This is a genomic window from Soonwooa sp., assembly GCF_032062245.1.
GTDB lineage: Bacteria > Bacteroidota > Bacteroidia > Flavobacteriales > Weeksellaceae > Soonwooa.
Genome location: NZ_DAMBQF010000011.1, coordinates 1 through 14,687 on the forward strand (window position 1 = coordinate 1; position 14,687 = coordinate 14,687).

The window sequence follows — 14,687 nt, forward strand, 5'->3', positions numbered from 1 at the left end:
AAAAATAATACTTTTACAAAAACAAAAGTTGCACTAGCAATTTGAGACCACCAAAAGTATTATAAATCGATGTCGTTATCCTCCGCATATTGTCTCCATTTTTCATAAAGTTTGGGATTTGCAAAGTCTCCACCCTCAGAATAATATGCTAAAAGTCGCTCTGTTGCATAAGGATAAGCATGATAGTTATTAGCTTTTTCGTAGTATTTAACGGCTTTTTTCGAATCTTGTTTTACACCATATCCAAAATCATAAAGAATCCCATAATAAATATTGGAATAAGAATCTTCGTAATCTTTTTTAAGATGTTTTAGGACGTTTTCAAAATCGCCTTTTTGATAGTAGATTTCGACAACATTGGCATTGTTACTGTACAACTTTCGGCTGGCCTCCTTGTAATATTCCAAAGCTTTGCCATAATCTTGGTCGACATGTTCTGCGTAAAAATACAAATCTCCAAGATTGCTCATCGCCATTCCATCGCCCAATGATGCCGCTTTTTCGTACATCTCAAACATTTTTGACACATCAAAATCATAACCAATTTCACATTGATAAAAATAACCAAGATTGTTAAATGCAACAGCATTATTAGTTTCGGCAGCTTTTTCCATCCACATTACCGCCTCTTTTGGTCGATAATAATCAGCTTCCTTATCGCTTAACAACAATCCCAATTCTATCATCGAATCTATATCGCCCAATTTTGAAGCATGTGTATAAAGTCGTATGGCGTCGTCAAATTGACCATCTTTTGCATAATTAATAGCCAAATTGAAAATGGTCGGCAAGTCAAATTTTAGTTCATAATCTTCACCAGAATTTTTGGTCCAATTCTCAAAAAAACAATTCCAAAATTTAAAATCTTGACCACGCAAATTGTAACGTTGCTCATTAATTTCACCATATTGCTCATCCGAAATTAACTTAAACTCATGATTTTCTAAAACCCGGAAAACTTGATTATGGTTAAATAAAACAAAATTCTCACCCAAATCTCCATCATTTTTCAAACTAAAAAATGGCTGACAAACCCAATCACATTTTTCGCTCAACTTTCGTCTTTCAACATCAAAAAACTGATTGTACTTTTGTGCTTTAACTCGTAAAAATGTCGCGTTTAAAACTTCAAAAGCTTTGTAATCAGAATTTAATTCAATCCAAAATTGATGTTCCAAAGCATGATACAATCCTTTACCAGAACTGGTTTTTATTCCCCAAGTATTTTTAATAATATATTTAAAATCGTCTAGAAAAACATCTTCGATTTCTTCATTTTCTAAAACATAGACATGCTTAACACCATCAAAAAGTCGCCACTTTTTATCTTTTTTAAAAGCGAAAGATTGATAATCGTCTAATAAAATGACTTTATCGATTTCGGTTTCTAAAATTTCTCCTTTAAAATTAATGATAGAAAACTTAGTCTGGAATTTATTTGGTTTTATTTGATAATAATTTTCTCCGATTTTAGAAATTGATTCTTCAACATATTCACCAACAAAAAAGCCTTTTTTAGTGTAGAATTTTCTTTTCTGAGTGCCTTTTTCTTTTGTAAAAAACAAATCTGAACAATAATCAATATCAAAAATGTTAGAACCTGAAACATTCAAAAGTTGCTGATTTTCGATGCCAAAAACTTGCCATATTCCGTTTTTAGAAACATTAAAATAAGCATAATTCAGAATCTCCAATTCATCGTATTCGCAAGGCAAAATCTGTTGATTCGTGTTACAATTAATAACTCCGATTTTACCATTCATGTGGACTTCCGCCACCGACATTTTATCAAAAGAATTAACATCGTAAGCGTCTTCGTAAATCGTCGGAACCAAAACTTTTCCATCCATGGCGATAAAACCAAAAAGTCCATCCTTTCTAACCAAAGCAATATTCGTATCGCTCCAATCGTAGATTTCATCATAGATTGGATCGATGATTTTAACTCCTTTACTTGTTTCTAAACCAAATTTTCCGTCAACTTCATAAACATTAACATTATTTTTTAAAAACAAATCGTACTCAAAATAACCCAATCCATAGTTAATCCAATCGGTTTCCATAATCTCCTGAAACGACTGGTAACCGGTCATAAAGAACTGCGGATTCAGAAAATTAAGATCTTGATGTTCAATAGCGGTTTCAAAATTTTTCCATTTGTTATCGATTTCCAAAACCCAATCTTTGGCTTGCTCTTTCGGAGATTCTTCATTCATCGTGAAGACGTCGCTGCCATCAATCTGAAATGTATCAAACGGCAAATCCTCCAAAAACTGGAACATTTGGTTGACAGGCTCATAATAAAACTTCTTGTAATGCCATTGGTAAGTGTCCGCGATTAGGTTAAAAAAACTTCGCAAACGACTGATACCTTCTTGTTTATCCGCAAACAATTGCTTGCCTTTTGCGCGCAAATTCCCCGAAACAAGCGGAACCAACAACAACGGAATTTCGTAATTCCACTCACCAAGATAATTGGGAAAAGTTTCTTTGCTTTTACTGTCGAGATTGTATAAATAAATGCGATGTGCCAATGTCTAAATTTTAAGTTCTAAAAATAAGAATTCCTTTTTCAAAAAGCTAAAAACTGTCTAACAATCGATGTTAAATAAATTTTAAAGTTGATAAAAAAACAAAAATCCGCCTTCGAAAAGACGGATTTTGATATCATTTATAAACTGATTTTATTTAAAATACTCCACTCCATTTTTGAAAATGTTGTGGTAATTTGCAGTTGGAATATTCTTCATTAAACCTTCAGCAAAACGTTCTGGATGTCCCATTCTTCCGAAAATCTTTCCGTCCAAACTCGTGATTCCTTCAATTCCGAATAAAGAATTATTTGGATTAAACGGCATTCCGTGTGCGATGTTTCCATCAAAATCGATGTATTGCGTTGCGATTTGTCCGTTTTTGTAAAGTTCGGTCAACACTTCTTCCGAAGCCATAAAACGACCTTCTCCATGAGAAATCGGAATCGTATATTCCAAACCTTTCATGCCTTTTAACCAAGGAGAATCTTCGTTTACGACTTTCACGTTCACCATTTGAGAAATATGTCTTCCGATGGCGTTGTGCGCCAAAGTTGGCGAATTTTCATCCAAATCACGGATTTCACCGTAAGGAAGCAAACCAGATTTCACTAAAGCTTGAAAACCGTTACAAATTCCTAAAATCATTCCGTCGCGTTGCAATAAAGTGTGAACAGCGTCTTTCATCTTTTGGTTTTTCAAAAGATTCACAATGAATTTTGCTGAACCATCTGGCTCATCACCCGCAGAGAAACCTCCTGAGAAAATCAAAATTTGAGATTGCTCAATTTCTTTTACCCAAGCATCGATGCTTTCACTCAGTTTATTAAAATCAAGATTGATCAACGGCAAACTCGAAACTTCCGCACCTTCTTTTCTGAAAGCATTTTGCGTTTCATACTCACAGTTCGTTCCAGGGAAAACTGGTGCGAAAACTTTAGGTTTTGCTAAGCCATGTTTTTTAAGATTGATTTTTCTTGGATTTGTAGAATTTAAGCTTTCATCAATATTAACAACGATTTTCTCCTTCTCAGAGGTTGGGAAAAGATTTTCGAAAGTTCCAACGAAGTTGGATTTGAGATTCGAGATTTGAGATTCGAGATTGTTGATGGTTAATACTGAATTTTCAACAACATTTCCGATTTTTTGTAAAGCTAGATGAGATAATTCTTCAACAGATTCAATGATTAATCCACCAATATTTTTCTCTAAAATTTGAGTTTCATCTAAAGAAACGGTCGCTCCAAGATTATTCCCAAATGCCATTTTAGCCAATGCAACTGCTACTCCACCTTCTTTGATGGTTTTTGCAGAAACGATGTTTTTTTGTAAAATTCCATCATGAATAAACTCGTACACGTCTTTTAAAACCTCATAATTTGGAAGTCCATTCTCGTCCGTTTGATGGTAAAAATGATACAAATGATTTCCTGCCAACTTGAATTCTGGCGAAATAATATGACGTTTCACGCCGTTTGCACAAGCAAAAGAAATTAAAGTTGGTGGCACATTAATATTCTGGAACGTCCCACTCATCGAGTCTTTTCCTCCAATTGCAGCCAATCCAAGATTCATTTGAGCATTGTAAGCTCCCAACAACGACGCCATTGGTTTGCCCCATTTATCAGGTTGATTTCCTAATTTCTCAAAATATTCTTGGAAACTCAAACGGATTTTTTTGTAATCGCCACCCATCGCAACAATTTTCGAAACGCTTTCTACAACAGCATTTGCAGCACCAACCATCGAGTTTTGACTCGAAATATCGGCATCAAATCCCCAGCTTGCCAAAGAAACGGTTTCAATATTTTCAGCATTCAAAATTGGAAGCGTTTGCACCGAGCCTTCCATTTCTGTCAATTGATATTTTCCTCCCAAAGGCATCGCAACCGTCGTCGCTCCAACCGAAGCATCGAACATTTCTAACAAACCTTTTTGCGAAGCGTTATTTTTATCTTTTAAAATATTTATAAAATTGTCTTCTGTAAACTCTATTTTTTCTGATTTTACATTTTCTAAGTGCAAAATCTCAACTGTTTGTGTTTTTGCACAACCGTTAGTATCCAAGAAATCACGGCTCAAATCTACAATTTTGTTACCTTTCCAGAACATTTGCATTCTTCCAGAATCGGTCACTTTTGCAACGACAACCGCTTTGATATTTTCTTTCTCGCAGAACTCAATGAATTTAGCTTCGTCTTTTGCTTCGATAACAACCGCCATTCTTTCTTGAGACTCGGAAATAGCTAATTCTGTTCCGTTCAAACCTTCATATTTTAAAGGCAAAACATCCAAATTAATTTCCAAAGAATCGGCGATTTCACCAATCGCCACCGAAACTCCACCCGCTCCAAAATCGTTTGATTTTTTGATTAAAGTCGTTACTTCAGGATTTCTAAACAAACGTTGAATTTTACGTTCTTCAACAGCATTTCCCTTTTGAACCTCCGTCGAAAGTGTGTGAATTGAAGTTTCGTCTTGCTCTTTCGAACTTCCCGTTGCTCCACCAACTCCATCACGACCTGTTGCACCGCCTAAAAGCACCACAATATCACCATTTTCAGGCTTTTCACGACGAACCCAAGTTTTCGGAACAGCTCCAACCACGAAACCGACTTCCATTCTTTTTGCTTTGTAGCCTTCATGATAAATTTCATTTACCATAGTTGTCGCCAAACCAATTTGGTTTCCATAAGACGAATAGCCGTTTGCAGCTTGTTTTGTAATCGTTCTTTGAGGAAGTTTCCCAAAAATAGTATCCGAAATTGGCTCTAAAACATTTCCAGCCCCCGTCAGACGCATCGCTTGGTATACAAATGCACGACCCGACAAAGGATCACGAATTGCGCCACCAAGACAGGTTGAAGCGCCACCAAATGGTTCAATTTCCGTTGGGTGATTGTGAGTTTCATTCTTGAATAACAAATACCAAGGTTCTTTTTTACCATCGTATTCAGCTTCGATTTCAATGGTACAAGCGTTGATTTCGTCTGAAACCACAAGATTTTCTAAGTTACCCGTTTTGCGGAAATATTTCGCAGCGATAGTTCCCAAATCCATTAAAGAAATTGGTTTTTTCTCGCGTCCTAAGAATTTTCTTTTTTCTAAATAATCGTTGAAAATGGTTTCTAAAGTCGATTTAAATTGACCTTTAAATTCAATTTCCGTTAATTCTGTTTCGAAAGTTGTATGACGACAATGGTCGCTCCAATACGTATCCAAAACTTTAAGTTCGGTTTCTGTAGGATTTCTATTTTCTGATTTAAAATGAGCTTGAATAAACTCTAAATCGTCCAATCCAAATGCAAAACCTATCTTATCATAGAAGTTTTTCAATTCATCTGAACTCCAATCTTTAAAACCATCATAAACGATGACTGGTTGTGGCTCGTTTTCAGCTGGAATTTCTAATTTCGATAAATCTTTTTCCTTGGATTCTACTTTGTTAATCAACAAATCCTTAATTTTTACCAAATCTGAATCGTTAATTCCTGAAAGTTCGATTAATTTTCCACTTCTAACTGTAGCGTTGCCATTTTGCGTCAACAAAGCAATACATTGCTCCGCAGAATCAGCTCTTTGGTCGTATTGACCTGGAAGAAACTCAGTTGCGAAAAAAGTGTTCTTCGCAGGATTTTCTTCGTGCAGAATATCAGTCACTGGATCCACAAAAGTAGAATTCACCACTTTTTTAAAATCCGCATCTTCAATTCCGAAAATATCGTAAACATTATAAGCTTTCACGCTTTCGATGTTGGGAACGACGTTTAAGATTTCCGAAAAAATCTTTGGACTTTCCACATCAAACAAGCCTTTCTTTTCTACAAAAATTCTTTTATTCATTTTTTATTAGATTCAAGAGCCGAGAATCGAGATTCTAGACTTTACTTTTTACTATATTTCTAATCATAGGATTTTGCCCCTATCTTATTTCGTCACTTCGAGTAGATTTTGAAAAATTCGTATCGAGAAGTTCTAATAAAAGTTCTCGATACATTTTTCTTCACTTTGTTCAGAAAAACACTCGAACTGACATTGTATTTCTACTTTTTGCGGTATGTTTTTCGCAGCCCGACCTGAGTGGAGCTCTTTATTATTTTTTTGAAAAAAAATAATAAAAGCGGGAACGGAGGGCGGAAATAGCTGCCATAATAAATAAAAATGCAGCCGACAAGACTGCATCAAATTTATACTTTTAAATCTGCTTCAAGACCAATAAGTTCCGAGTATTTATCCGTGATAGGCTTCGCCTCGTTTTGGATAAACTCTTCCGTCTGTATCGGCGCAAAACCAATGAAATTTTTCGGGTCCATTACTTCTGCGATCTTCGACTTGTCCATTTTTAGGGAAGTGTCATTCATTAATCTTTCGATTAAGTCGTTCTCTTTTCCTTCCATTTTCACTTTTTTGGATGCTTCCATTGAGTGAACACGGATGATTTCGTGGATTTCTTGACGGTCGCCGCCAGCTTTCACTTCTTCCATAATCACATATTCAGTCGCCATGAACGGTAATTCTTCCATAATGTGCTTGTGGATGCGGTTTTCATACACTACTAATCCGTCCATAATGTTATTCCAAATCAACAAAATGGCATCAATCGCCAAAAATGCTTGTGGAATTGTTAAACGCTTGTTTGCAGAATCGTCCAAAGTACGCTCAAACCACTGTGTAGAAGCCACCATCGCCGAACTTGACGACAACGACATCACGTATTTTGCCAACGCTCCGATTCTTTCAGAACGCATTGGGTTACGCTTGTACGCCATTGCTGATGAACCAATTTGGTTTTTCTCGAATGGCTCTTCAATTTCTTTTAAGTTTTGAAGTAAACGTAAATCATTCGTGAATTTATGCGCAGATTGAGCAATGTTTGACAATAAAGCCACCACTTTTGCATCAATTTTTCTATCGTAAGTTTGTCCAGAAACGCCGAAAACTTTTTCGAAACCGAATCTTCTTGACAATTCTTTATCTAAGTGTTTTACTTTAGAATAATCGCCGTTGAAAAGCTCCAAGAAACTCGCTGCCGTTCCTGTAGTTCCTTTCACACCACGGAATCTCAAAGTTTCTAAGAAAAACTCTAATTCTTCAAAATCCAAAATCAAAGATTGAAGCCACAAAGTTGCTCTCTTCCCAACCGTCGTTAACTGCGCAGGTTGGAAATGCGTGAAGCCCAAAGTTGGCATGTCTTTATATTTAATCGAGAAATCCGATAATTTTTTGATAACGTTTACCAATTGTTTTCTTACAATTTTTAAACCATCTCGGATTTGAATTAAGTCGGTATTATCTCCCACAAACGCCGAAGTCGCTCCCAAATGGATGATTCCTTTCGCCAACGGTGCAACGTCGCCATACGTGTGAACGTGCGCCATCACATCATGACGGAATTTTTTCTCGTAAGCCGCAGCCGCATCAAAATCGATGTTTTCTGCTTCTTCTTTCAGTTGGTTGATTTGCTCGTCTGTGATGTCTAAGCCTAAATCTTTTTCGATTTCTGCCAATGCAATCCACAATTGTCTCCAAGTTCTAAATTTATTATTCGGGGAAAAATTGTAAAGCATTTCCTCACTTGAGTAACGTTCTTCAAGAGGATTTTTGTAGGAATTCATTCTTTCTTTTTACTTTTTTAGATGTACAAAAATAAACAAAAAAAACCTGAATTAAAAGAATTCAGGTTTTATATATTGCTATCAAACAGTCATTAATATCGATTATCTTTTTCTAACATTACCAAGAATGTCTGGAAAATAAGTATCTGATAAATGTTCGAACTCGTCACCTCTCATAAACATTGAGGCGTCAACTTGGTCATAAGATGTTCTACCAGCCGCAGCAATCAACTCATTGCAAGTATGTAATGTATTCTTGTGGAAATGATAAACACGTTCTGCTTTGTCCGTAACATCAAGACCTTTAATCAACATTTTATTTTGCGTTGCAACACCCGTTGGACATGTGTTAGAGTTACATTGTAAAGCTTGGATACAACCCAAAGCAAACATAAATCCACGTGCGTTATTACAAGCATCAGCACCCATCGCAACAGCTCTCAAAATATCTAAAGATGTCAACACTTTTCCTGAAGCGATAATTTTAACTTTATCTCTAACATTAAAGTTTTTCAGCGTTGAGTTTACAAAAATTAAAGCTGGTTCTAACGGCATACCAACACCATCCGAAAACTCAGGCGGCGCAGCACCTGTACCACCTTCAGCACCATCAACAGTAATAAAATCTGGGTAGATTTTAAGAACATTCATTTGTGCACAGATTTCTTCAAATTCTTTAGTATCACCAATACAAAGTTTGAAGCCTACTGGCTTACCACCTGACAAATCTCTAAGTTGTTTTACGAATTGTAATAATCCCGCAGCATTCGAGAATGCATTATGCCCTGGAGGCGACAATACTGTGATACCTGGCTTTACGTGACGGATCGCTGCAATCTCCGGTGTATTTTTAACACCTGGAAGTACCCCACCATGACCTGGCTTAGCACCTTGAGAAAGTTTAATCTCAATCATTTTTACATTATCGATTGTAGCATACTTCGTAAACAATTCAGGGTTAAATTTCCCTTCATCATCACGACATCCAAAATATCCTGTACCAATTTGCCAACACAAATCTCCACCTTCCATATGATATGGAGAAATTCCTCCTTCACCAGTGTTATGATAGAATTGTCCTTTTTTTGCACCTCTGTTAAGCGAGATATGCGCTCTGTCAGACAAAGCACCAAATGACATTGCAGAAATATTAAATAAAGACGCACTGTATGGTTGCAAACAATCTGGTCCACCAATTGTCGTTCTTGGCAATTCGTGCGAAGGTGATTTAGCATAAATAGAATGCTTAATACCTTCGTATTTTCTATTGTTGATTTCTAGTTGAGTACCAAAAGCTACCGTGTCGCTAATATTTTTTGCACGACGATAAGCTGCCGATCTTTGATTTCTTGGGAAAGGTTTACCATCGGTTTCTCTCTCAATGAAATACTGTTGAATTTCGGGAGAAATCCCTTCCAGCATATAACGGAAAAGTCCTAATACAGGGAAGTTTCTCAAAATAGCATGTTTGGTCTGCGTGGCGTTGAAAATACCTAAGATGTAAATAGCAGCCAACGTAATTGGAATCCAATAATGGGCTTTGATAAGAACAGCAATAACTGTCGTTGCAAGGACTAATACCAGTCCCCATGTAAGGAATTTATCTCTCATTTTTAAGGGAAATTAAATTCCAGCAAATATAATATTAATATTTAATAAATAGTAAATAATTACATCATCTTGGACAAAAAAACAGATTGTGAATTTCAAAAAAATTCATAAATAAAATTGAGAATATGTAAATAATTTAAATCTTTAAAATCTTTTTGAAAAAAGTTTAAAAAAACTTCGTTTTTAGTACAAAAAAAAGATTTAGAAAATTTCTAAATCTTTTTTTTTTAAACTTTTAGAATCTCTGCTTCTTTAATTTTGAAAGCGTCATCTACTTTTTTAATATATTGATCTGTAAGATCTTGAATGTCTTTTTCAGCACCTTTTATCAAGTCTTCAGAAACGCCATCCAACTTTTTAAGATCCTTCATACCTTCTTGACGAGCGTTTCTAACAACAATTTTACTTTGCTCTGCTTCGCCTTTGGCTTGTTTTGCTAAATCTCTACGACGCTCTTCTGTTAAAGGTGGAACGTTAAGAATGATAACATCACCATTATTAGAAGGTGCAAATCCTAAGTTAGAGTTGATAATTGCTTTTTCGATAGCACTAACTGCTCCTCTATCCCAAGGTTGAATAGAAATAGTCATCGCATCTGGCACAGATACGTTAGCAACTTGGTTAATAGGTGTCATAGAACCATAATATTCTACCATAACATCTTGTACCATACTTGTTGACGCTCTACCCGCTCTGATTTTTTGAAAAGCATGATCCAAATGCTTAAGCGCAGCATCCATCTCTTCCTTTACTGATGCTGTGATGAGTTCTAATTCTTCCATTATTTATTTAAAGTTTAATAATTAACAATTCTGTTTTAAAATTTGAAATCCTGCAATAATAATTGTTTTAATACAAAAACTCCAAGTTTTTTGATTTATTATTAGTTAACCAATGTACCGATCATTTCGCCATCTACAAGACGTGCAAGATTACCTTGTTTGTTCATATCAAAAACGATAATTGGCAATTTGTTCTCATGACTCAAAGTAAAAGCTGTCATGTCCATTACTTTTAGATTTTTCTCGAAAACTTCCTCGAAAGAAAGACTATTAAATTTAACAGCATCAGCATTTTTTTCAGGATCGCTATCGTAGATACCATCAACTCTTGTCCCTTTCAAGATAACATCAGCATCGATTTCGATAGCACGAAGCGTCGCCGCTGTATCTGTCGTAAAATAAGGATTACCAGTACCTGCTCCAAAAATAACAACTCTACCTTTTTCAAGATGACGAACTGCTCTTCTTTTAATAAAAGGTTCTGCAACTTTATCCATTTCAATCGCTGACTGAAGTCTAGTTTTGATACCAGCATCTTCCAAAGCGCCTTGCAAAGCCATACCGTTGATAACCGTTGCCAACATCCCCATGTAATCGCCTTGTACGCGATCCATACCTTTTGCAGCACCAGCCAATCCTCTGAAAATATTTCCTCCTCCTATAACAATTGCAACTTCGCAACCTTTGTCTACAACTTTTTTAATTTCATCCGCATATTCCTTAAGACGATTGTTATCAATACCGTATTGACGTTCTCCCATCAAGGCTTCTCCACTTAGTTTTAAAAGGATTCTTTTATATTTCATCTTTTCTTTTTTATGAATTTTTAATTAAAAAATAATACGCTGATTACAAGCTTTCATTTTTTTTAAATTTTTACTGCTGCAAATATAAGGAATGCAACAGAATTACGTTATGAAGAAATAAGTTTAACGTCTAAATATTTTGTTAAATTTTAAAAAAATCTATTTTTGCAAATAAGAGAAGTGATTTTGAAGAAGATTTCTATTTTATCTTTAGCGATATGCAGTAGTTTGGTGTATGCACAGTTAGGTACCAATGTATATCCTTTTCTAAATATTCCTGTATCTGCCCGACAATCTGCTTTGGGTGGCGATGCTGTATCCATAAGAGATTACGATGTTAACATGACCGCGGCCAATCCGTCTTTAATGAATTTGGAAATGGATGATATGGTGTCTGTAAACTACGCTTCATATCTTGCAGATTCCAAAATAGGAACTATTAGCTATGTTAAAGATTTGGAACAAGGCCATCTTATTTCTATTAATGCGCGCTATATGGATTACGGAAAAATGCCTCGTACAGACGAAGCAGCCAACATTCTTGGAGATTTTTCTGCGATGGATGCCTCAGTTGGAGCTGGCTATGCTTATCAATTCGAAGACGAATGGACCATAGGTGCCAATGTTAATTTTGTAACTTCAAAAATTGACACCTACAGCTCGATGGCACTTTCTGCAAACGCAGGTGTTACCTATCACAATCCTCGCTCTAATGAGACTTTGACTTTAGTTGCTCGTAATTTTGGTTATCAATTCAAACCTTTTAATGGTGTTCGAGAAGATTTACCTTTTAGAATAGATTTGGGTTACACCAAAATTTTGGATCAATTTCCGGCTGCTATTACTGTGACATTGCACGATTTACAAAAGTTTAACATTTCGCAAGATTTCAATGTTAATGGACAACCTGTCAATTTTGGAAGAAAAGTATTAGATCATTTATCTCTTGGTGTCGAATTGTTTCCGCAACAAGCATTTAATATAAGATTTGGTTATAATGTTAAACGTGGTAACGAAATGGCCATTCTCGATCAAAGAAATTTTTCAGGACTTTCGGCAGGATTTGGAATTAAAATTTCATATTTCAATTTCGATTATTCGCATGCGAGATATCATAATTCATCCAATGTCAATATGTTTGGGCTAAGTGTTGATCTTATCGAAATAAGTGGAAATCGTCGTTAATTTTTTGAACAAATTCTCAAAACCAAATTTCTTTAATCCGCAATAGTTTTTTTCCTTTTTAAAATTTCTAAATTTGTATCAGAAATTCAGAAATGAAAAAAAATTGGGTAATCGCCATCGATGGCTATTCTTCGACTGGAAAAAGTTCTATCTCCAAAGTTATTGCAAAACGCCTTGGTCTTATCCACATGGATACTGGCGCGCTTTATCGTGGTATTACTTATTATGGACTTAGCCATTGTCAAAATGCAGATGACAGTATCAATCTTCAACAATTAATAGATGATCTTCCGAACATCAATTTAGTTTTTGAAAAAAAGAATGAAGAATTACAATTATTCTTAAACGGCACCAATATCGATAAAGAAATACGTCAACCACAAGTATCTGCCAACGTTAGTCAAGTTGCAAAACTTCCTGAGGTGAGAGCTTTCTTACTTAATACTCAAAGAAATATTGCTAAAACTGGAGGTGTTATTATGGATGGTCGCGACATTGGCACAGTGGTTTTACCAGATGCGGATTTCAAGTTTTTCTTAACCGCAAGCACTGATGAACGTGCAAAAAGAAGACATCTAGAACTTCTTAGTTTTGGAGAAAACATCAGCATCGAAGAAGTGAAACAAAATCTTATCGAACGTGACAAAATAGATTCTGAAAGAGAAATCGCGCCACTTCGTCAGGCAGACGATGCCATATTGATAGATAATTCTGATTTGACGAAAGAACAAACTATCGAATTAATGCTTTCATATATAAAGTAATAATAATTTAACAAAGTTTATACAATCTTAAATTTCTTTGGTACATTTGTTGTAACTCATAAAAACATAATTAATCAAGTTAAACATTAATCAAAAAAATCACACATTATGTCTAGAAAAAATAATTCAGCAGGAATTTTAGCAGGCCTATTAGCAGGTGCAGCAGTTGGTGTAGTAATGGGACTTCTTTACGCTCCTGAAGAAGGAAAAGAAACAAGAAAGAAAATTAAAAAGAAAGCTGAGGAAATCAAAGACCAAGCTAACGAACAATATCACAAAACTTCAGAAAAAGTTAAAGAGCAATACGAAAACGTTTCTGACCAAGTGAAAGACAAATACAACGCAATCTCTTCTCAAGTTAAAGATACTGCTAACAACATCGCATCTTCGGTTAAAGAAGGTTACGATAAGTATAAGGATCAAATGGTATCTAAAGCAACTGACGTTGTTAAAGATGTAGAGACAGAACTAGACGGAATGAAATAATCCCCCAATCTAGAGTGAATTATAAAGGAACTTAGTCCACTAAGTTCTTTTTTTTTGTAAATTTTTGTAACTTTACTAAAACATCTATTATGATAGATCTACTTAAGGAATATATTAATAAAAGAATCGACCTTGCAAGGCTTGAGTTGGTAGAAAAATCGTCCTTGTCAACAGGTATTATCACCTTTATTATGACGATGGTTATTGTATTTGCGTTCTTTATTATTTTATTTAATTTTGGAATTGCATTCCTTATTGGGCAAGCATTAGATAATTTTTCGTACGGATTTTTAATCGTTGCAGGATTCTATCTTTTTATTATGATTATCGTGCTTATTATGAGAAAAAAAATCATAAAAAGCGTTGCTAATAATGTACTTAACTTTTTAAACCGTTAATTATGTCACACCAATACAATAATCTAGATGAGTTGAGAAGAAAAAAGGCACTTCTAAGAGATGATATCAAAAACATGGAAGAGCTTTTAACTTTTAAAAACAAAAAAGAAAGTTTGAGCGTGCTGACTAACGGCATTACAGATAAATATCTGAAGGAGTCCGAAGATGATGAAGGCAACCAAACGCTTAGCCTCAATACCAAAAACATTATGCGCGAAGTATCGGAAGGTATTCGAGAAACAACTTCCCCAAAAAGTTTAGTAGGATTAGCCAACAATACCGTAGATTCTGGACTTTTGGAAACTGCAGTTCGTCTAGGAGCTGTAACTCTAGTTGGTAATTATGCCCGCAAAAATCTTAATAACTCTAACTGGAATAAAAAAATAATTGGTCTAGCTTTGGTCTACGTTGCGCCTTTCGCTCTTAAATTTATTAGAGAGAAACTAGAAGATTATCAACGTCACAAAACCACTTCTAGCCTTGAAAAATTGATTTAGTTTTAAATTAAA

At 35.2% G+C, this 14,687-nt stretch carries 11 protein-coding genes; 5 read left to right on the forward strand and 6 right to left on the reverse strand.

What is annotated here, in order from left to right:
- Positions 1 to 59 precede the first annotated feature (59 nt).
- The 6 genes from RT037_RS07445 to pyrH all read right to left on the reverse strand — a co-directional run bounded on the left by RT037_RS07445 (position 60) and on the right by pyrH (position 11,345).
- Entirely contained in the window at positions 60 to 2,534 is a 2,475-nt protein-coding gene (locus RT037_RS07445) for a tetratricopeptide repeat protein (RefSeq protein WP_313029537.1), read from the reverse strand.
- 150 nt (positions 2,535 to 2,684) lie between these two features.
- Positions 2,685 to 6,374: a phosphoribosylformylglycinamidine synthase gene (locus RT037_RS07450; RefSeq protein ID WP_313029540.1), complete on the reverse strand. Its 3,690-nt coding sequence runs from the start codon at positions 6,372 to 6,374 to the stop codon at positions 2,685 to 2,687.
- Positions 6,375 to 6,718: 344 nt separating this feature from the next.
- Positions 6,719 to 8,146, reverse strand: coding sequence for an adenylosuccinate lyase (gene purB, locus RT037_RS07455; RefSeq protein WP_313029542.1), 1,428 nt, complete (start codon positions 8,144 to 8,146; stop codon positions 6,719 to 6,721).
- A gap of 102 nt (positions 8,147 to 8,248) precedes the next feature.
- Complete coding sequence (locus RT037_RS07460) at positions 8,249 to 9,757, reverse strand: FMN-binding glutamate synthase family protein (RefSeq protein ID WP_313029544.1); 1,509 nt, start codon at positions 9,755 to 9,757, stop codon at positions 8,249 to 8,251.
- A gap of 227 nt (positions 9,758 to 9,984) precedes the next feature.
- Positions 9,985 to 10,539 (reverse strand): ribosome recycling factor, encoded by a 555-nt coding sequence (frr, locus tag RT037_RS07465; protein ID WP_313029546.1) that lies wholly within the window; start codon positions 10,537 to 10,539, stop codon positions 9,985 to 9,987.
- A 101-nt stretch (positions 10,540 to 10,640) separates the two neighbouring features.
- On the reverse strand, positions 10,641 to 11,345 hold the full coding sequence (gene pyrH, locus RT037_RS07470) for a UMP kinase (RefSeq protein ID WP_313029548.1): 705 nt from the start codon (positions 11,343 to 11,345) through the stop codon (positions 10,641 to 10,643).
- Between the two features lie 165 nt (positions 11,346 to 11,510).
- On the opposite strand from pyrH, the gene porQ reads away from it, so the two are divergent.
- The 5 genes from porQ to RT037_RS07495 all read left to right on the forward strand — a co-directional run bounded on the left by porQ (position 11,511) and on the right by RT037_RS07495 (position 14,675).
- Positions 11,511 to 12,530, forward strand: a complete 1,020-nt coding sequence (gene porQ, locus RT037_RS07475; protein WP_313029550.1) for a type IX secretion system protein PorQ — start codon at positions 11,511 to 11,513, stop codon at positions 12,528 to 12,530.
- Positions 12,531 to 12,622: 92 nt separating this feature from the next.
- Complete coding sequence (gene cmk, locus RT037_RS07480) at positions 12,623 to 13,294, forward strand: (d)CMP kinase (protein WP_313029552.1); 672 nt, start codon at positions 12,623 to 12,625, stop codon at positions 13,292 to 13,294.
- Positions 13,295 to 13,402: 108 nt separating this feature from the next.
- A complete protein-coding gene (locus RT037_RS07485; RefSeq protein ID WP_313029553.1) occupies positions 13,403 to 13,780 on the forward strand; it encodes a YtxH domain-containing protein in 378 nt (125 codons plus the stop codon).
- An 89-nt stretch (positions 13,781 to 13,869) separates the two neighbouring features.
- Positions 13,870 to 14,178 carry a phage holin family protein gene (locus RT037_RS07490; RefSeq protein ID WP_313029557.1) on the forward strand — a complete coding sequence of 103 codons (309 nt, stop codon included), beginning with the start codon at positions 13,870 to 13,872 and terminating at the stop codon, positions 14,176 to 14,178.
- A gap of 2 nt (positions 14,179 to 14,180) precedes the next feature.
- Positions 14,181 to 14,675: a phosphoribosyl-ATP pyrophosphatase gene (locus tag RT037_RS07495; protein WP_312324154.1), complete on the forward strand. Its 495-nt coding sequence runs from the start codon at positions 14,181 to 14,183 to the stop codon at positions 14,673 to 14,675.
- The last annotated feature ends 12 nt before the right edge of the window (positions 14,676 to 14,687 follow it).

Bases quoted from the DNA above. Each gene is read 5' to 3' on its own strand.
- cmk (WP_313029552.1), top strand. From the start codon at position 12,623: ATGAAAAAAAATTGGGTAATCGCCATCGATGGCTATTCTTCGACTGGA.
- RT037_RS07495 (WP_312324154.1), top strand. From the start codon at position 14,181: ATGTCACACCAATACAATAATCTAGATGAGTTGAGAAGAAAAAAGGCA.
- RT037_RS07490 (WP_313029557.1), top strand. From the start codon at position 13,870: ATGATAGATCTACTTAAGGAATATATTAATAAAAGAATCGACCTTGCA.
- pyrH (WP_313029548.1), bottom strand. From the start codon at position 11,345: ATGAAATATAAAAGAATCCTTTTAAAACTAAGTGGAGAAGCCTTGATG.
- frr (WP_313029546.1), bottom strand. From the start codon at position 10,539: ATGGAAGAATTAGAACTCATCACAGCATCAGTAAAGGAAGAGATGGAT.
- purB (WP_313029542.1), bottom strand. From the start codon at position 8,146: ATGAATTCCTACAAAAATCCTCTTGAAGAACGTTACTCAAGTGAGGAA.
- RT037_RS07450 (WP_313029540.1), bottom strand. From the start codon at position 6,374: ATGAATAAAAGAATTTTTGTAGAAAAGAAAGGCTTGTTTGATGTGGAA.
- RT037_RS07460 (WP_313029544.1), bottom strand. From the start codon at position 9,757: ATGAGAGATAAATTCCTTACATGGGGACTGGTATTAGTCCTTGCAACG.
- RT037_RS07485 (WP_313029553.1), top strand. From the start codon at position 13,403: ATGTCTAGAAAAAATAATTCAGCAGGAATTTTAGCAGGCCTATTAGCA.